The following is an 18695-nucleotide window of genomic DNA, read 5'->3' on the forward strand; positions in this document are numbered from 1 at the left end:
AAACACCTGTGGCGCGGCGCCGTTGTGCGCACGCTGGCCTGACAGAGGTGGGAGGGATTAGCGGGGCGACCCGTGACTGGTTCAGACTGCCGCGGGCGCCCGCGGCAGCTACCAGAGCAAAAGAGAGGCTAGGAGTTTTCCTTGAAGCGCTGCAGCTTTTCCGCGCGCGCCGCATCGCGCTCGGCCTGGCGGCGCAGCTGTTCCAGCTGATACATCTGCCGCTGCAGCAGCGCCTCGTTCTGGCTGCGCTTGGCGTCCTGCAGCAGCGCCTCGTGTCGTTGCTCGCCTTTCATTTCCAGTTTCTCGGTCGCGTCCTGTTGCTGGTTCGCGGCGACAAGTGGATGCTCGCCGGATGCCGCCAGCACGGAGCCGGCGGCAGTGACTGCTGCGAAAAGGAAACCGGTGAATATCACGCCCTTCATGGTCTAACCCTTCCCTGTGGTGTCTGCGGTGCTGAAACCCGGCGCTCTGTCGCCGGGCGGCCATTACACTGCGCGGCTGTTGCCGGCAAATAACGGCTCGCGGATGTTTTCGTGAACAACGAATGTCGTTTCCGTGAAGCAAGCCTAGATAGGCGCGCGCGGTTCCGGCCGCCGCTGCGATGACTGCCGCCGTCGGCACGTCAAATTGAAGAGGGGATTGCCGGCGAACAGAACTGCCCGCCGTTCTGGGGCAAAAGGCGCCTGCGCCGAGAAGAAAAAGCCGGCGAAGGGCGTTATGCTATCGGCCTCCACACCGCCTCTCGCACAAACATTCCAACAATTGATTTCATAGATTTATGACCGACAAGAACAGCAACGCCGCCCCGCTGATCCTGGTGGACGGCTCCTCCTACCTGTACCGCGCCTTCCATGCCCTGCCGCCGCTGACCACCAGCAACGGCAAGCCCACCGGCGCGGTGCGCGGCGTCATCGCCATGTTGCGCCGCCACCTGAAGGAGCACCCGGGCAGCACCGTGGCGGTGGTGTTCGACGCCAAGGGCAAGACCTTCCGCGATGAACTCTTCGCCGAGTACAAATCCCACCGGCCGCCGATGCCCGACGACCTGCGTGAGCAGATCCAGCCGATCCACGATGTTATCGACGCCATGGGGCTGCCGCGGCTGGTGGTGGACGGCGTCGAGGCCGATGATGTCATCGGCACCCTGGCGCTGGAGGCTCAGCGGGACGGACAGGAAGTGATCATCTCCACCGGCGACAAGGATATGGCCCAGCTGGTGCGCCCGGGCATCACCCTGGTCAACACCATGTCCAACACCGAGATGGACAGCGAAGGCGTGAAGCAGAAATTCGGCATAGGTCCGGAGTTGATCATCGACTTCCTCGCGCTGATGGGCGACAAGTCCGACAACATCCCCGGCGTTCCCGGCGTCGGCGAGAAGACCGCGCTGGCGCTGCTGCAGAACCTCGGCGGCCTCGAGGACATCTACGCCGACCTGGATGCGATAGCGCCGCTGGGCTTCCGTGGCTCCAAGACCCTGGCCAAGAAAATGGCGGAGCACCGCGACGCGGCCGAGCTGTCCTACCAGCTCGCGACCATCAAGACCGACGTGGAACTGCCCTACCACCCGCGGGACCTGCACAATGCCGAGCCGCACAAAGACCGGCTGGTGGAGCTGTTCGGCGAGCTGGAATTCCGCGGCTGGCTGGAGGAACTGTCCGGCGATGAGGCGGAGGAGGCCATGGCCGAGGCGGTCGAGCGCGACTACGTCATCGTCACCGACATGGCCGAGCTCGACGGCTGGCTGCAGAAGCTGAAGGATGCGGAGATCTTTGCCTTCGACACCGAGACCACCAGCCTCAATTACATGCAGGCGAAACTGGTCGGGCTGTCATTCGCGGTGGAGCCGTACCAGGCCGCCTATGTGCCGCTGGCCCACGACTATATGGGCGCGCCGGCGCAGCTGCCGTTCGACGAGGTGCTGCAGAAGCTGAAACCGCTGCTGGAAGATGAGCGGCAGAAGAAGGTCGGCCAGAACCTGAAGTACGACAGCCATATCCTCGCCAACTACGATATCGCGCTGAAGGGAATCGCCCGCGACACCATGCTGGAATCCTATGTGCTCGACAGCACCGCCAGCCGCCATGATATGGACAGCCTGGCGCTCAAGTATCTCGGCGAGCACACGGTGCACTTCGAGGATATCGCCGGCAAGGGCGCCAAGCAGCTGACCTTCAACCAGATCGAACTGGACAAGGCCGGCCCCTATGCCGCAGAGGACGCCGACATCACGCTACGCCTGCACCGCGAGCTGTCCGGCCGCCTGGCGAAGGAACCGTCGCTGGAAAAAGTCCTGGACGAGATCGAGATGCCGCTGCTGCCGGTACTCGCACGCATCGAGCGCAACGGCGCCTATATCGATGCGAAGATGCTGGCGGCACAGAGTGCCGAGCTGGAACAGAAGATGCGCGAGCTGGAGCAGCAGGCCTTCGCCGTCGCCGGTGAGGAGTTCAACCTGGGCTCCACCAAGCAGCTGGGTGCGATTCTGTTCGAGAAGCTGCAGATCCCGGTCATCAAGAAGACCCCCAAGGGTGCACCGTCCACCGCTGAGCCGGTGCTGCAGGAGCTGGCCCACAGCCACGAACTGCCGGCGCTGATCATGCAGTACCGCGGCCTCGCCAAGCTGAAGAACACCTACACCGACAAGCTGCCGCAGATGATCGATCCGGCCACCGGCCGCGTGCACACCTCCTATCACCAGGCGGTGGCCGCCACCGGACGCCTGTCGTCCAGCGATCCGAACCTGCAGAACATCCCGATCCGCACCGAGGAGGGGCGCCGCATCCGCCAGGCGTTTGTCGCCGATCCGCGCATCGACGGCGGCAGCGTGATCATCGCCGCGGACTACTCGCAGATCGAGCTGCGCATCATGGCACACCTGTCCGGCGACAAGGGGCTGGTGGATGCCTTCGCCCATGGCGCCGACATCCACCGCGCCACCGCCGCCGAAGTATTCGAGGTGACACCGGACGAAGTCAGCGACGAGCAGCGCCGCCGTGCCAAGGCAATCAACTTCGGCCTGATCTACGGCATGTCCGCCTTCGGCCTGGCCAGGCAGCTGGGCATTCCGCGCGGCGACGCGCAGACCTATATCGACCGCTACTTCGAGCGCTACCCGGGCGTTCTCCGGTATATGGAGAACACCCGCAAGCAGGCGTCGGAGAAGGGTTATGTGGAAACCCTGTTCGGCCGCCGCCTGTACCTGCCGGAGATCAACTCCCGCAACGGCATGCAGCGCCAGGCGGCGGAGCGCACCGCGATCAACGCACCGATGCAGGGTACCGCCGCCGATATCATCAAGCGTGCGATGGTCGCCGTGGACGCCTGGCTGGCGGAGCAGGGACTGGCCAGCAAGCTGATCATGCAGGTGCACGACGAACTGGTGCTGGAGGTGCCGGAGCAGGAGGTGGAGCAGGTCAGTGCCGGGCTGGTCGAGCTGATGCAGGGCGCCGCCGAGCTGGATGTGCCGCTGATCGTCGACCTGGGCAAGGGGATCAACTGGGACGAGGCCCACTAGCGTGTGGGTGGCTACTGCGCGGGCGCCTGACGGCGTCCGCATTAGCCCCCTGGCGCCGCCGCCCGCACAGGCAAGGAAAGCGGCGACAGAATGCGTGCATTGATCAAAATTTTTACACTTTTTAACGGAAACCGCGGAACCGTTCCGGCGACAGCCGCTCTAAAAAGGCAAGATCGTTGGAATGCGTCATCATCCCCCAAGGAAGTCAGATGTTTGCCCCGGAGCTCCCCCAAGTCCGGGGCATTTTTTTTGGGGAACGCCCTGAAAAACTAGGTTTTTCCAAGGTTCCCGTCTAGGCAATAGCGCCGCGCCGCCTCCAGATAGATGCGCGTCTTGTGCCGCCACTTCTGTGGCTCCGCCACCTCGCCGTCCTGCAGGTGCGCCGCCGCCAGGTGCGCGCGCAACAGCGCGCGGTAGGCCCGGTAGAAGCGTGCCAGCGCCGGCGGCGGGCGGTCGCCGCAACAGCGGTAGTAGCTCTCCAGCGCCGTCTCGCCCAGGTCCTTGCGCCCCAGTAGCTCGCACTCCAGCGCCAGGTAGCTGAGCTCATCCACCGGATCCACGCAGCGCAGTGTGCGGTTGAATTCCAGGCAATCGATCACCTGCGGCGGTTGGGTCAGGAAACAGTGTTCCGGGCGCAGGTCGCCGTGACCCTCGACGATCCTGCCCGCTTCGGCGCGCCCGCCCAGCAGTTCCGCCGCACTGGTCTGGTATTCCAGCAACGCCGTGACAATAGCGTTGATTTCGCCGACGTTGAGCGCAAGTTCCCGTTCCAGTTCCGGGGCCAGCAGCCGCTCGTGCCAGTCCTCGCACTGGCGCCGCAGCCGCGCCAGATACTGGGGCCCGGTCAGTGGAATTACCTCGGCGTCGAGATAGAAGTCGCACAGCCGCTGCAGCAGCGGCGCCAGCATCGACGTGGTCGCGGTGTCGATCAGCGCCGGCAGACTGGCGTCCTCGCGCAGGCGGCGCATCTTCACCAGCCACTCCACCGGCACCCCGCCTTCGCCCAGGGTCAGCCGTCCGCGTGGGTCCATGCGCAGCGCCACTACCTCCAGGTAGACGTTGTCGGTCAGGCGCCGATTCAGGCGCAGCTCCTCGCGACAGACCGCATAGCGCTTGTCGAGGCTGCTGAAATCCAGGTAGCTGGAGCGGACCGGTTTCTTCATTTTGTAGGCGTAGTGGTCGGTCAGAAACACCCGCGCCATATGGGTTTCCACCAGGCGCACCGATGCCGTCGCCTCCGGATAGCTCGCGGCCGCGAGCAGAAAGCGGGTTTTCTCTTCCAGGTCCGGCAGCTTGACGGCAGGGTCAGTCATGGCGCGCTTTGTCTGTGGTCCTGTTTGCTAGTCTAGTTTTATTACCTATCGCCGAAGTCATCGAGGTTCCTGCTGTGATGACGCCCTTCGAGAACCGTGTGGAGGCCGGCCGCATGCTGGCCGAATCTCTCCGCGACTACGCGAACCGCAAAGATGTGATCGTGCTGGCCCTGCCCCGCGGCGGCGTGCCGCTCGGCCTGGAGCTGGTGCGCGTGCTGCACGCGCCGCTCGATCTGATGCTGGTACGCAAACTGGGGGTGCCCGGCCACGAAGAGCTGGCCATGGGCGCCATCGCCAGTGGTGAGCGGGTGCTGAACGACGATGTGGTGCGCGGCTGCGGCATCACCGACGAGGCGCTGGAGGCCGTCGCGCGCGACGAGCAGGCGGAACTGGAGCGCCGCGCCAAGCGCTACCGCGGCGACAAGCCGTGGCCGAAACTGAAAGATCGCTGTGTGATTCTGGTCGACGACGGCATCGCCACCGGCGCCACGATGGAAGTGGCGGTGCGCGCGGTGCGCCAGCAGCAACCGGCTTCCATCGTGCTGGCGGTGCCGGTGGCACCGCCATCCTCGCTGCACCGCTTCTCCGCGCTGGTGGACCGCATCGAATGCCTGATGACACCCGAGGCCTTCTGGGCCATCGGTGCCTGGTACCGGGACTTTTCCCAGCTGAACGACGAGCAGGTGATCGCGATGATGCGCGAGGCGGAAGACCTGCAGGGGGGTGGCCGATGAATCGCACTGAGGTGCTGGTCGATGCGGCTGGCGAACGGCTGGAGGGCTTCCTGACGTTGCCGCAGGGCACCAGTGCACTGGTGCTGTTCGCCCACGGCAGCGGCAGCAGCCGTTTCAGCCCGCGCAACAATATGGTCGCCGAGCAACTGAACGGTGCAGGCATCGGCACGCTGCTGTTCGATCTGCTCACCGCCGAGGAGCACCGGGTCGACGAGGTCACCCGCGAGTACCGCTTCGATATCGACCTGCTGGCGCGGCGGCTGGCGGCGGCGGTGGACTGGGCCGCCCACGCATCGGCAACGGAACAACTGAATTTCGGCCTGTTCGGCTCCAGTACCGGCGCCGCGGCCGCGCTGATCGCCGCCGCCGAACGCCCGCTGCTGGTCAAGGCAGTGGTGTCCCGCGGCGGCCGCCCGGACCTGGCCGGCGCCGACCTGCCACTGGTGAAGGCGCCGACGCTGCTGATCGTCGGCGGCGACGACACCCAGGTGATCGAACTGAACGAGCAGGCGGCGGCGCGCATGGTCAACAGCCCGCAGCTGGAGATCATTCCGGGCGCCACGCACCTGTTCGAGGAGCCGGGCACACTGGAGGAGGTGGTGCGCCTCGCCATCGAGTGGTTCCGGCTGCACCTGTCATGAGTCGCCTGAAGCTGTTCAGTCTCGATGCCGGTGCCGACTTCGCCGGCCGCGTGGCCGCCGCCCTCGGCGAGCCGCTGGCCGCGCACGAGGAGCGGGATTTTGTCGACGGCGAGCACAAGTTGCGCCCGCTCGACGACGTCGAGGGGGCGGACGTCTACCTGGTGCAGTCCCTGTATGGCGACGAGCGCGGCAGCGTCGACGACCGGCTGGTGCGGGTGCTGTTCCTGCTCGGCGCGCTGCGCGACGCCGGCGCCGCCCGCGTCACCGCGGTGGTTCCGTATCTGTGCTACGCGCGCAAGGATCGGCGCACCAAGCTGCACGATCCCCTCTCCAGCCGCTACCTGGCCAGCCTGTTCGAGTCGCTCGGGACCGACGCGGTGGTGACCCTGGATGTGCACAACCAGGCCGCGTTCGAGAACGCCTTCCGCTGCCGTACCCTGCACCTGCCGGCGCAGCCGCTGTTCGTGGAATACGCCGCCGAACGGCTGGCTGGCGACGAGCGGCCGCTGGTGGTGGCGTCGCCGGACGTGGGCGGCGTCAAGCGCGCCGAGGCCCTGCGCACGGCGCTGGGCGAACGGCTGGAGCGCGAGATAGGTCGCGCCTTCGTGGAGAAATACCGCAGTGGCGACCGCCTCAGCGGCGGCGTGCTGGTCGGCGATGTGCAGGGGGCCAGTGTTGTGATCGTCGACGACCTGATCGCCGGCGGCGGCACCCTGTCCCGCGCCACCGACGCCTTGGTCAGTGGCGGCGCCGAGCGCATCATCGCGCTGGCCAGCCACGGCCAGTTCTGTGGCGGCGCGCTGGCTGATATCCAGCAGCTGGAACTCGAAGCGGTCGCGGTGACCAATTCCCTGCCGCAGGCCCAGGGCGCCGGCAAGCTGCAGGTGGTCGACTGCGCCCCGTTGATCGCCGAGGCGATCCGCCGCCTGCACGACAGCGGCCCGGCGGCGCAGCTCAGTGTCTAGGGGTTAACAGGCCCGTATGTCGCGATTCGACAGCGAAATCTCCGCATTTATCTGGGATACCAAGTACCGCCACCGGGGCGCCGGCCGCCGGGGAGACGGCGAGCGCATATTCGACCAGACCGTGGAAGACAGCTGGCGCCGGCTGGCCAATGCGCTGGCGGCGATGGAGCCACTGCAGCACGAGCTGTGGGCGCAGCGCTTCTACCACAACCTGGCGGATTTCCGCTTCCTGCCCGGTGGCCGCATTCTCGCCGGCGCCGGCACCGCCCACCGCGTAACCCTGTTCAACTGTTTCGTGATGGGCGCCATCGAGGACTCGATGGAGGCGATTTTCGAGCGCCTCAAGGAGGGCGCGCTGACGATGCAGCAGGGCGGCGGCATCGGCTGCGACTTCTCCACGCTGCGGCCGGCTGGCAGTCGCGCGCAGCACACCGGCACCATCGCCTCGGGGCCGGTGTCGTTCATGCGCATCTGGGATGCGATGTGCGCGACGCTGCTGTCCACCGGCAGCCGCCGCGGCGCCATGATGGCCACGCTGCGCTGCGATCACCCGGATATCGAGCGCTTCGTCGAGGCCAAGCGCGACCCGCGCGAACTGCGCCACTTCAACCTGTCGGTGCTGGTCAGTGACGAATTTATGGCGGCGGTGGACGGCGACGAGGACTGGTCGCTGGTATTCCCGGACCGCCACCTGGAGGGGCAGGGCGACGAACTGATCGCGCGCCGCTGGAGCGGCGAGGGCGAGGCGGTGCCGTGCCGGGTACTGCGCCGGGTTCCGGCGCGCCAGTTGTGGCAACAGATCATGCGTGCCACCTACGACTGCGCCGAGCCGGGGGTGCTGTTTGTCGATCAGATCAACCGGCACAACAACCTCCACTATCGCGAACAGATCAGCGCTACCAATCCCTGCGGCGAAATTCCGCTGCCCCCCTACGGTGCCTGCAACCTCGGCTCGGTCAATCTGCTGCAGTTCGTGCGCGAACCCTTCGGCGACCGCGCGCGGCTGGACTGGGACGGCATCCGCGACTGCGCGGAGCTGGGGGTGCGGATGCTGGACAACGTGATCGACCTGTCCCGTTACCCGTTACCGGCCCAGGAACAGCAGGCGCGCGGCAGCCGCCGCATCGGCATCGGCATCACCGGCCTTGCCGACGCGCTGATCACCCTCGGCCTGCACTACGACAGCGACGCCGCGCGGCAGCTGGCCGCGCGGGTGATGCAGACGCTGCGCGACAGTGCCTACCGCACCTCGATAGCGCTGGCAGAAGAGAAGGGTGCCTTCCCGTTTTTCCGCCGCGACGATTACCTGCGCGGCGCCGATATCCGCTCGCTGCCCGACGAGCTGCGCCGCGACATAGCCGCCGGCGGTATCCGCAACAGCCACCTGATCGCGATCGCCCCCACCGGCACCATCAGCCTGCTGGCGAACTGCGTGTCCAGCGGCGTGGAACCGGTGTTCGATTTCCGCCACCGCCGCCGGGTGCTGACCGCGAGCGGTGACTACCGCGAGTTCGATATCGTCGATCCCGCTTACCGGCTCTGGTGCGATCGCGGCGGCAACGGCGACGCGCTGCCGGAGGTCTTTGTCGCCGCGCGCGGCCTGACGCCGCGGGCGCATTTGCAGATGGAGGCGGCGCTCCAGCCGTTCGTGGACAACGCCATTTCGAAGACGGTCAATGTGCCGGCCGATTACCCGTTCGAGGCGTTCCAGTCCCTGTATCGCGAGGCATTTGCGTTGGGGCTGAAAGGTTGTACGACCTTTCGGCCCAACCCGGTCACCCAGTCGGTGCTGACCAGCGGCGACGAAGCGCCGGCCAGCCACTGCTGCAATATAGAGCGCGAAGGCGAGTAATGCCGACAGGAATCTGCTCGGAGATTACCGTTAACGCTTCTTTACCCAATGGCTTGGAACCACCACCGCTGCAGCCCCTCTAAACCTACGAATCATTGTTGCTCCTCAAACCCCAACACAATCAGCTTCCCCGGCCCCGATACCTCCCCAACGTCGGGGCTTTTTTTTGCCTGCATAAACGGCGGCTATGACACCGATTGGAATCCATTTGCGGAAAGCCGGCGTAGAAGGGCTAGTATCTGCGCTCCGACCGATGTTGCCGGTCACAGATTCACTGGGGAAACCACAGCGGCGAACCTATTGTTGAATTGGCTGGAAACAGAAAGTTTGTTGGGTGTGAACCCACAGGCGTACCCGTCCCCCTGGGTGCGTCTGTTTAGTGCCCGTCCCCAAGGGCACTGACCCCTAGCCGGCAGTCCCCATCTGCCGGCTTTTTTTATTCTTTACCCACGGTTCGTATTTCCTTTGTTGTCGCTTTGGCGGCTGGCGCCGTCAGCGCCTGATCTCCTGTTGCAAATGATAATGCGTCGCATTAGCATGTGTGAGAATCAAATAAGGAGATCGCCGTGAAGTTACGTTATCTCTGTGCCAATCACCGCCAGTGGCTGACGGCCGATACCGATCGCGCGGAGCGGGCGTGGCTGGATTGGGTTGAGCGGGGTACACATCTGTGCGAGGAACGCAGTTACGCCGAGGCTATCCCCTACCTGGGCTGCGCCTTCGATCTGGCCAGTTTCCTGCTCGGTGAGTGCTGGCCCGGCTATGCCGTCGCGGCCGTGCGCTTCAGTGACAGTGCCCGCCAGTTGATGGATGCCTACCGGCAGTGCGGCGACGCGGGCCTGGGCAACTACATACTGGTGGGTGCCAGCTCACGGCTGGCGCGGGAGCTGCACAACCCGCGCAACGATCAGATCAGTCAGATCACCGCCGACTGCCTCCGCACCCTCTACGGCGGTGAGCCTCACACGGCGGCGCCGCAGCTCTGGCCCCGCGACAGTGCCGGCGCCCGGCGCTTGCACTGAGCCGGTTCTCGCCCCGTGGACGCCGCCGAATCAGCGCAATTTCTGCAGATTGAGATACGCGAGGAGACGCTGATCGCGCTGCTGGCACAGCGCCGACTCAGGGCAGAGGACCTGCGCGGCCTCACACCGCTGGCGCGCCGTCAATTGCGGCGCGTGTTGCTGCAGTCGTTGCTGTCCCGTGCCGGCCCGCACGCCGGCGGTTAGCGCGGCGCAATCTCACTGCTCCAGCGCGAGCCACGCATTGAGTTTGCGCTCCAGCTTGTCGAGCCCGGTCTTCTTGGTGGAGGAAAAGATCTGCACCGTGACGCCGGTATCCAGTCCCTGCTCTTTGAGAGCTTTTTCCACCGCGAAGCGGGTGTTGTTGGCCGGGCCGTTTTTCAGCTTGTCGGCCTTGGTCAGCAGTATGTGCGCCGGCAGGCCGGACTCCACCGCCCAGGTCAGCATATGCAGGTCGAACTCCTTCAGCGGCTGGCGGATGTCCATCAGCAACACCAGGCCGCGCAGGCACTGCCGCTTCTCTAGGTAGAACGCCAGGTGGCGCTGCCACTCGTCTTTCATCGAGCGCGCTACCTTGGCGTAGCCGTAGCCCGGCAGGTCGACCAGACGCTGCTGGTCGGACACGCTGAAGAAGTTGATCAGCTGCGTGCGCCCCGGCGTTTTCGACGTGCGCGCCAGTTTGCTGTTGCCGGTCAGCGCGTTGATCGCACTGGACTTGCCGGCGTTGGAGCGCCCGGCGAAAGCCACCTCGGCGCCGTTGTCTGGCGGGCACTCGGCCAGGGTCGGTGCGCTGGTTAGAAATTGCACAGTGCGGTAGTTGAGCTTTTCCGGATGGGGTGCTGATTGGGTGTCTGACATAGTTAAGTCTGCTGATTCGGTACACTCGCTTGGCGCGCAAGTATATAATGCCGCGGTTTACGCGTCGCAGGACTATTTGGGGGCGGCGCAAGATGCCATATTTCAGCGCGCTATGGGACGACGTATGAACAGCATTATTAAGAACACCGCTCTGGCTCTCGGTCTGACGCTCGTGGGGGCTGCACCTTTTGCGATGGCCGCCGGAGACGCCACCGCCGGCAAGGCCAAGGCCGCCCAGTGCGCCGCCTGTCACGGTGCCGACGGCAACAGCCCGGCGCCGACCTTTCCGAAACTGGCCGGCCTGGGCGAGAAATACCTGGCCAAGCAGCTGATGGATATCAAGAGCGGTGAGCGCGAAGTGCCGCAGATGATCGGCCAGCTCGATAATTTCAACGAGCAGGACCTGCAGGACATGGCCGCCTATTTCGCTTCCCAGCCGATGCAGCTGGCCGGTTCCGAGGCGATTTCGGTGATGTTGAACAGTGGCGAAAGCGTAGACGGCCTGATGCTGGGCCGCGAGCTGTTCCGCGCCGGCAATCCGGAAACCGGCGTGCCGGCGTGCATGGGCTGCCACTCCCCGACCGGTATCGGCAATGCGCCGGCAGGCTATCCGCGCCTGTCGGGCCAGTACGCGCAGTATGTGGAGAGCCAGCTCAAGGCGTTCCGCGCCGGCACCCGCACCAACGATGGCGACACCCGTGTCATGCGCACCGTGGCCAAGCAGCTGTCCGACGCCGAGATCAAGGCACTGGCCAACTATGTGGCGGGCCTGACCGACTGATCGCGACGCGACAACTGAGACAAAGGCCGGTCATGTCCCGGCCTTTTTTGTGTGCGAAATATCTGTCAATCGGCTCCGATCGGCGCATTTCTGCCAAATTGTGCATTTATTGCTCAGGATCCTTGCGTGCGCCGGCGGGAACTTAAATAATCTGCGCTGTCTATTGAGTACTAATGAGGCCCCCGGGCCCGAAAATAAAGTTGGAGAAGACTTATGAGAGCCGTCGTTGCCCCCCTGTCCAAGGGATTCGCCATGGTTTTGGCATTGCTGTTCAGCCTAGTCGCCTGCGCCCAGGACAGCGGTGAGTTCAAGGCCGGCCAGCACTACCAGGTCCTGCCGCAGGCGGTACCGCAGAAAGACGACAGCAAGATCGAAGTGACCGAGCTGTTCTGGTACGGCTGTGGCCACTGTTATCACTTCGAGCCGTCGCTGGACAGCTGGAAAAAAGACATGCCGGCGGATGTGGAGCTGGTGAAGATCCCGGCGATCTGGCAGCCGGTTATGGAAGTGCATGCCCGTATGTACTACGTCGCCGATGCGATGGGTGTACTGGACAAGATGCACTCACCGATCTTCAACGCGATCAATAATCAGCGCAAGATGTTTGCCACCCGCGACGGCCGCAACTGGAACCCGGACCTGGCGGCGATCGAGGAGCTGTTCAACAAGCACGGCGCCGACGGTGCCAAGGCCGCCAAGCTGATGAACTCTTTCTCCATCAACAGCAAGGTCAAGCAGGGCATGGCCAATCAGCGCGCCTACCAGCTGTCTGGCACACCCGAAATGGTTGTCGCCGGCAAGTACCGTATCAGCACCTCGCTGCCGGGCCTCAAAGGCAAGAGCAACGGTCAGGAGCTGATGCTGCAGGTTGCGGACTACCTGATCGCCAAGGAGCGCGCCGAGCGCGGCTGATCGGTTCATCGATGCAAAACCCCGCCACGAGCGGGGTTTTTTATTGCCCGGCGGTTGCCGACGGCGAAACCGCGCAGCGTTTTGTATTCGCCCAACACGCCGCTTCGCGCGCCGGGCTGCTAACATTTTGCCGAATCCAGAAAAAGAATTTCCGATGCGACGCTACCGGTCAGTTTTCCGTCTGTGCCTGCTCTTGAGCCTTAGCCTGTGGCTGTCGCCGGTGGTACTGGCGCAGGACGCGCCGCAGCGGGAACCCCTCGCAGCTCAGGCCAGCAATCTGCTCTCCTATATCGCCGTGGATTATGGGGATTCGGTCAAGAACGGGGAAATTCAGGACAATTCCCTCTACCAACAGCAGCGCCGTTACCTGGCGCGGGCACTGGAGCTGGTGCGCCAGCTGCCGGACAAGCCCGGCCGCGCGGCGCTGGAAAAAAGCGTGCTGGAACTGGATGTGGCGATTGCCGAGAAACGCGATGGCGAACAGATCCGCCGGCGCGCCAATGCCGCCGCCGACCGCCTCGCCGCACTCTACCAGCTGCAGCGCTCGCCGGCAGAGATGCTGCCGTCCGCGGCTTTTGCCCGACCTCTCTACCGGGAGCGCTGTGCCGGCTGTCACGGCGCGGACGGCCAGGGTGGCGGCGACACACCAGACCTGCGCGACCCCCAGCGCATGGCCAGTTTCAGCCTCTACGACCTCTACAACACGCTCGACCCGCTTGCCGACGAAGTACACGGCGCCCGCATCGATGGCGATCTAAGCAGTCGGCAGCGCTGGGCACTGGCGGTGACCGTGGCCAACTTCGCGGTGGCCGGCGACGCACCGCCGCCGGCGGATCTGGCCCAGCGCTACCCGGCACTGATCGGCCTGCCGGCCATGGCGACGACGCGGCCGGTCGAACTGCCGGCGGACGCCGCCGAGGCCCTGCTGTGGTCGCGCGGTCACCCGGAGCGGGTGCGGGCGCTGGAGCATCCGCTGGCGCGCGCCGACGGCTTGCTGCAGCTGGCGGAAACCGCCTACCGCGCCGGCGACAGCGCCAGTGCCTACCACAAGCTGATGCTCGCCTTCCGGCAGGGTTACGCACCGGTGCGCGAGCAGCTCAGCGAACGCGACGCGCCGCTGGCAGCGCAGCTGTCCGAGTACTGGCAGGCGCTGCGCAGCGCGATTCTCGGTGATGCTCCCAATGCGGAGGTGATCGCCGCCTTCCAGCGCTTGCGCGGCGCCCTCAGTCAGGCCCGCGCCGGCCTGGAGCCCCCCGCAGCTACGCAGCACTATTACCTGTGGGCCGCATTCCTGTTCGCCGCCGCAGTGGCGCTCGGTCTGTTGCTCTGGTTTGGCCTGCGCCGCAGAAAACTGTCTAGACTGTAAGAAGATTTACACGCCAGCAGGACGATCCAGAAGCAAGTAAGGAGGTCGCCATGGCACTGCGCTGTGTATTGCTTGCCACACTGTTTTGCCTGGTTGCCCCGGCGGGCGCGGGCGACCTGGATGCTTTTCCGGCCACAGTGGAAGGCAAGCAGCGCCAGGTCATTCGCTTGCCCCAGGTGGCGAACGAGAACCGCTTTATGGTGGAACTGGTTCCCGGCCGTATGGAACTGGTCGACTGCAACCGGCGCAGTTACCACGCGCAGATTGAGCGCAAAACCGTGGAGGGTTGGGGCTACACCTACTATGTGCTGTCCGATCCGGTGGCCGGCGCCACCACCCTCAAGGCCTGCCCGCCGGGCTACAAGAAAAAGCGGCGCTTCGTCCGCATGCGCGATGAAAGCCTGATGCTGCCCTACAATGCGGACCTGCCGCTGGTCGTCTATGTGCCGGCGGGAATCGAGCTGAAATACCGCGTCTGGCGCGCCGACAAAAACTTCTCCGAAGCACGCACCAGGTAGGCAAATGCCAACCAGGCAAGCCCAACAGCCACGGCGCACTGACTGTGGCGTCTGAATGAATATTTTTGAAGCTTCTGCTGCCATGGTGGGATTTTGCGTCTAGCCTTATTTGGCAAGGGACGTGAAAAATAGCGCCTAAGCGATTTTTCATGCCGGAGTGCGGCGCCATCGCTGTACCCCGGACAGGAAAATCGGCGGTGACCAGCGCCGCCAGTCGCAGTAACCCTGACCCGAAGTTCCGGCTTCCGGTCGAACAAAGCAGAGGTACGCATGAAGTTGTTGCGTCATCCCTCGGCCGCCCGTCTGTTGATTTCCTTCCTACAAACCCATGCAGTGATTTTGCTGCTGTTCCTGCTGCTGCCACTGGCCGCCGCGGCGGAATCCGCACAGCGTCAGTGGGCCGGTAACTGGCTGGTCGTCAGTGAAGGCGACGATCAACTGGTGTGGCAGCTACACGCCGACGGCACAGGGTTTGCGTACGGTTTTCATCCGAGTGGTCGTCTGTCCCACGGCTTTGCGATCAGCTGGCAACTGAAGGGCGATCGCGTGCGTGTCCGCACCGGCGCCTCGGTGCGCTGTAACGGCGGCGTCGTCGCGGTGAGCTTTACCGGTTGGAGTCCGATCACCTTAGACTTTTCGGTAGTGGACGGTCGCCACTGGCTGCAGGACGGCGGAGGTCTGCTGAGCTTTCAGCGCCGCCTGAGCAGCTGGAATACGCCACGCGCCGGAGGCAGCTGCCCCGACCTGACGAGTTAATGTGCGCTGTCCCGGCAACGCCAATTACTGAACGAGAAGGAAATAAATTTCACGGAGGAGTAAAGCGGAACTGGAGTAACGCAGTGATACAGCGACGCTTGATTCTCACGCTGACATTGCTGTTTGCGTGTGTCGCTGCCCTGGCCGAAGAAACCGCCTCGGAAAGTGAGGCGGCGGGCTGGGAGGCGGAATCGCGTTTCGAGGCGGAACAGTGGGTCGGCGCCTGGCTGATTTCCCGCGATGGCGAGGCGCGCCACGTCTGGAGTCTGAAGTCAGACGGCACCGGCCGCTCTTACGCCTTTCTCGAACGACAGGGAAAAATGCGTTTTGCCTACGGATACGATATCCATTGGTATTTCGATCCGTTCACGCAGATGACCAATATTAAAACCGAGCGCCGTATCGTCTGCCGCGGCGGGAAACTGTACCCATATTTCTTGACGCTAAAATCCTACGAAAGCGATTACGCGGTAAAGGGAAAGTTTGCCTGGCAGACCACCTGGACCGAGGCGAGTATCGGCCGCAATCGTCTGCACAAATCTCTGGTAGTATTTGTCGCGCCGCTGTCCGCCTGGCACGATCCGCAAAAGGATGCACCTTGCCCGGACTTTCCCAGTCTGAATCTGGAACAGGATATCGACCTGGCCCTGAATCGCTGGGAACGGGACGCGCGACCCAGCGCCGAAATTGAAGTGGATACCACTCCGGCAGAGGGCGAGCCGGAATTCGAAGGCGAGGAGTTTACCGAATTTTCTGCCGGCAGCGCCGGGCGCAGCGCGCGCAAGACAAAAAGCAACTGAAACCCGACTTGATGGTGGCGATCACACGGTATGAATGCAGAAGTCTGCCTGGAAAAGCTGCTACAGAATCTGGATCCACAGATACAGGAAGGGGTTTACGTTTTTTGCCAAATACAGCCTGCCGAACTGCACGAATTACTTGACGACTGTCTGTGCGTTTTTCACGAGCGGGAAGGGCTTAGCGCGATACTGCCACAATCCGCAGCCGAGCAGCGCGGGCTGACAGCGAGTAAAGGCTTCTGCCAGATTACCCTGCAGGTGTTTTCCAGTCTCAATGCGGTCGGCCTTACTGCGGCGGTCGCCACCGAACTCGCCAACGCGGGCATCAGTGCCAACGTGGTGGCGGCGCTGCATCACGATCACGTATTTGTGCCACAGGAAAAAGCTCAGCAAGCGCTGCAGCTGCTGCGAGGGATTTGCAACCGGGCACAGTACAGTTGAGCCGCTAGCGGGCAGCGCGGTACCGCTATGCGGATCGAATACCCCCCGCCCCAGCCCCACGGTGAAATCCGCCGGCTACTGCCGGATTTCTTTTATGTGCCCGGCACGTCCAAACTCGCACCAGCGACGATCATCAACCGCAATATGGTCATTGTGCGCTGGGGTGACGACCTGACCCTGGTCAACCCGGTACGCCTGCGCCCCCAGCAGGAGGAAAAGCTGCAGGACCTGGGCAATGTGCGCCATGCGGTGCGCCTCGGTTATTACCACGGCTGTGACGATCTCTATTATCGCGACCGTTTCAACGTCACCTTCTGGCGTCAGGCCGATTCCGATTTCTACCCGCCGGTCGCCGACGAACTGCTGCGCGAAGGTGGCGCCTGCCCGGTCCCTGATGGCCGCTTTATCGAGTTCTCCCACAGCCGTTTTCCGGAGGCGGTGATGTGGGTGCCGCTCAATGGCGGCCTGTTGTTGAGTTGCGACGCGCTGCAGTTCTGGGACTCGTGGCACGGTTGCAGCTGGTGCGGCAGAAACCTGCTGCGCCTGGCTGGCTTCCGCCGCGGCATGCAGGTGGCACCGACGTGGCGGCTGCGCATGACACCGGAGGGATGCGATCCGGCGCACTGGCTGGAAGAGGATTTCCAGCGGCTGCTGCGATTGCCCTTCCTGCATTTTATGGCCGCCCACGGCGACTTCTGTGCCGACAGTGCCCATGAACAAGCGGTCGCGGCAGTGACCAGGGCTTTCCCGGATCTCGATCTCGCCGCCTGACCCGATTGAGGGAATATGGCCGGCGCCGTTGTTTGTTATCTTTAGCGACCGATAACCACAACGCGGAGCCCTCCTGTGCAAAACCTGTCCTTGCCGATCAAGCTGGTGGTCATCGCCGCGTGGCTGCTGCTGTCCAGTATTGTCGCCACTGCGCTCGCGGGTCAGGGACTGGAGCGGCAGGGGCTGTTCATCCTGCTCGCCGCCGCCGGACTGTGGATGAGTGAAATCATTCCACTGCCGGTCACCGCATTGCTGGTGCCCGCGGCGGCCTATTTCAGTGGACTGATGCCGGCGGCCGACGCACTCGCGCCTTTTTCCAGCACGATCATCTTTCTGTTCATGGGCGGTTTTACGCTGGCCGCGGTGCTGAACAATCACGGTATCGACCGGCGCCTGGCCGCGCGGGTACTCAAGTTCGGACGCGGCCACCTGTGGCCGACATTGATCGGCTTCCTGGCCACGGTGTCGTTCCTGTCGATGTGGATGAGCAACACCGCCACTACCGCGATGATGCTGCCGATCGCACTGTCGCTGGTGGACGACACCCATCCCCGCACTCGCGCTTTCGCCATTCTCGGCACCGCCTACGCGGCCAATATCGGCGGCCTCGCGACGATAGTCGGCAGCCCGCCCAACGCCATTGCCGCGCGCGTGCTCGAGCTGGATTTCGTCTCCTGGCTGCAGGTCGGCCTGCCGGTGACGCTGGCCATGTTCCCGCTGGTGCTGGCGGTGTTGTGGTTGGTGCTGCGGCCGGACCGGGAAGAGGCGGAAATCCAGCGGGTGGAAGTACCGACACAGGAATGGAGCGCGGGCGCGATAGGGGCGGTGATCCTGTTTGTGACCGCGGTACTGTGCTGGAGCTTTTCCGGGTTGATCGCGCGCTGGCTGGATCTGGGCAGGAGCTTCGATGCGGTGGTGGGGCTCGGAATTACCGCCGCGGCACCGCTGTTCGGCCTGATCACGTGGCCGGACCTGCAGCGGCAGATCAACTGGGGCATATTGCTGTTGTTTGGCGGTGGTCTGTGCCTGTCGGCGATACTGCAGCAGACCGGTACTTCCCTGTGGCTGGCACAGTCGCTGCTCGGCGGCCTGGAGCAGGCGCCCGCCTGGCTGCTGATCACCGCCTGTATCGCGCTGATGATTTTCCTCACCGAGCTGGCATCGAACACCGGTAGCGCCGCGATTCTGGTGCCGGTGATCTACGCACTGGCGCAGCAGTTCGACCCCGCGATCGCCTACCCGCTGGTCTTCGGTGTCGGCCTGGCCGCTACCTGCGCCTTTATGCTGCCGGTGGCAACCCCACCCAACGCGCTCGCCTACGGCACCGGCATGATTCGCCAGGGGCAGATGCTGCGCGCGGGTTTGAAACTGAACCTGGCCGCCATTCCGCTGCTGTGGATCATGGTAAGCTTGCTGACTTAGCAGCGGCCGCGCAGCGCTGGCCCGCTAAC

At 64.2% G+C, this 18695-nt stretch carries 19 protein-coding genes; 16 read left to right on the top strand and 3 right to left on the bottom strand.

The window, feature by feature from the left end; translation table 11 throughout:
• Nucleotides 1-128 precede the first annotated feature (128 nt).
• Nucleotides 129-422, bottom strand: coding sequence for a hypothetical protein (locus tag BLW36_RS10960; RefSeq protein ID WP_091388186.1), 294 nt, complete (start codon nt 420-422; stop codon nt 129-131).
• A gap of 356 nt (nt 423-778) precedes the next feature.
• On the opposite strand from BLW36_RS10960, the gene polA reads away from it, so the two are divergent.
• Nucleotides 779-3517: a DNA polymerase I gene (gene polA, locus BLW36_RS10965; RefSeq protein ID WP_091388187.1), complete on the top strand. Its 2739-nt coding sequence runs from the start codon at nt 779-781 to the stop codon at nt 3515-3517.
• Between the two features lie 269 nt (nt 3518-3786).
• Here polA and BLW36_RS10970 read toward each other — a convergent pair whose 3' ends face one another.
• Complete coding sequence (locus tag BLW36_RS10970; protein ID WP_091388189.1) at nt 3787-4830, bottom strand: hypothetical protein; 1044 nt, start codon at nt 4828-4830, stop codon at nt 3787-3789.
• A gap of 77 nt (nt 4831-4907) precedes the next feature.
• On the opposite strand from BLW36_RS10970, the gene BLW36_RS10975 reads away from it, so the two are divergent.
• The 6 genes from BLW36_RS10975 (at nt 4908) to BLW36_RS11000 (ending at nt 10248) form a co-directional block, all read left to right on the top strand.
• Nucleotides 4908-5564, top strand: a complete 657-nt coding sequence (locus BLW36_RS10975) for a phosphoribosyltransferase (RefSeq protein WP_170833191.1) — start codon at nt 4908-4910, stop codon at nt 5562-5564.
• Nucleotides 5561-6205, top strand: coding sequence for a dienelactone hydrolase family protein (locus BLW36_RS10980; protein WP_091388193.1), 645 nt, complete (start codon nt 5561-5563; stop codon nt 6203-6205). Before BLW36_RS10975 ends, BLW36_RS10980 begins: the two co-directional genes overlap by 4 nt.
• Entirely contained in the window at nt 6202-7170 is a 969-nt protein-coding gene (locus BLW36_RS10985; RefSeq protein ID WP_091388195.1) for a ribose-phosphate diphosphokinase, read from the top strand. The genes BLW36_RS10980 and BLW36_RS10985 overlap by 4 nt, the downstream gene beginning before the upstream one ends.
• 16 nt (nt 7171-7186) lie before the next feature.
• Nucleotides 7187-9022 carry an adenosylcobalamin-dependent ribonucleoside-diphosphate reductase gene (locus tag BLW36_RS10990; RefSeq protein ID WP_091388196.1) on the top strand — a complete coding sequence of 612 codons (1836 nt, stop codon included), beginning with the start codon at nt 7187-7189 and terminating at the stop codon, nt 9020-9022.
• A 566-nt stretch (nt 9023-9588) separates the two neighbouring features.
• Nucleotides 9589-10044 (top strand): hypothetical protein, encoded by a 456-nt coding sequence (locus tag BLW36_RS10995; RefSeq protein ID WP_091388198.1) that lies wholly within the window; start codon nt 9589-9591, stop codon nt 10042-10044.
• 15 nt (nt 10045-10059) lie between these two features.
• Nucleotides 10060-10248, top strand: coding sequence for a hypothetical protein (locus BLW36_RS11000; protein ID WP_091388199.1), 189 nt, complete (start codon nt 10060-10062; stop codon nt 10246-10248).
• A 12-nt stretch (nt 10249-10260) separates the two neighbouring features.
• On the opposite strand, the gene yihA is transcribed toward BLW36_RS11000, so the two are convergent.
• On the bottom strand, nt 10261-10899 hold the full coding sequence (gene yihA, locus BLW36_RS11005; protein ID WP_091388201.1) for a ribosome biogenesis GTP-binding protein YihA/YsxC: 639 nt from the start codon (nt 10897-10899) through the stop codon (nt 10261-10263).
• Between the two features lie 124 nt (nt 10900-11023).
• On the opposite strand from yihA, the gene BLW36_RS11010 reads away from it, so the two are divergent.
• The 9 genes from BLW36_RS11010 (at nt 11024) to BLW36_RS11050 (ending at nt 18666) form a co-directional block, all read left to right on the top strand.
• Entirely contained in the window at nt 11024-11680 is a 657-nt protein-coding gene (locus BLW36_RS11010) for a c-type cytochrome (RefSeq protein WP_091388203.1), read from the top strand.
• Between the two features lie 213 nt (nt 11681-11893).
• Nucleotides 11894-12592 carry a thiol:disulfide interchange protein DsbA/DsbL gene (locus tag BLW36_RS11015; protein WP_091388205.1) on the top strand — a complete coding sequence of 233 codons (699 nt, stop codon included), beginning with the start codon at nt 11894-11896 and terminating at the stop codon, nt 12590-12592.
• A 154-nt stretch (nt 12593-12746) separates the two neighbouring features.
• Nucleotides 12747-13958, top strand: a complete 1212-nt coding sequence (locus BLW36_RS11020; RefSeq protein ID WP_091388207.1) for a c-type cytochrome — start codon at nt 12747-12749, stop codon at nt 13956-13958.
• Nucleotides 13959-14008: 50 nt separating this feature from the next.
• Nucleotides 14009-14476, top strand: a complete 468-nt coding sequence (locus tag BLW36_RS11025) for an ecotin family protein (protein WP_091388209.1) — start codon at nt 14009-14011, stop codon at nt 14474-14476.
• Between the two features lie 270 nt (nt 14477-14746).
• Nucleotides 14747-15232: a hypothetical protein gene (locus BLW36_RS11030; RefSeq protein WP_091388212.1), complete on the top strand. Its 486-nt coding sequence runs from the start codon at nt 14747-14749 to the stop codon at nt 15230-15232.
• An 83-nt stretch (nt 15233-15315) separates the two neighbouring features.
• Complete coding sequence (locus BLW36_RS11035; RefSeq protein ID WP_139304865.1) at nt 15316-16032, top strand: hypothetical protein; 717 nt, start codon at nt 15316-15318, stop codon at nt 16030-16032.
• A gap of 30 nt (nt 16033-16062) precedes the next feature.
• Nucleotides 16063-16473 carry an ACT domain-containing protein gene (locus BLW36_RS11040; protein ID WP_091388216.1) on the top strand — a complete coding sequence of 137 codons (411 nt, stop codon included), beginning with the start codon at nt 16063-16065 and terminating at the stop codon, nt 16471-16473.
• Between the two features lie 27 nt (nt 16474-16500).
• Entirely contained in the window at nt 16501-17244 is a 744-nt protein-coding gene (locus tag BLW36_RS11045) for a hypothetical protein (RefSeq protein ID WP_091388218.1), read from the top strand.
• Between the two features lie 75 nt (nt 17245-17319).
• Complete coding sequence (locus BLW36_RS11050) at nt 17320-18666, top strand: SLC13 family permease (protein ID WP_139304866.1); 1347 nt, start codon at nt 17320-17322, stop codon at nt 18664-18666.
• Nucleotides 18667-18695 lie beyond the last annotated feature (29 nt).

It is taken from the genome of Microbulbifer marinus, from assembly GCF_900107725.1.
Classification (GTDB): domain Bacteria; phylum Pseudomonadota; class Gammaproteobacteria; order Pseudomonadales; family Cellvibrionaceae; genus Microbulbifer; species Microbulbifer marinus.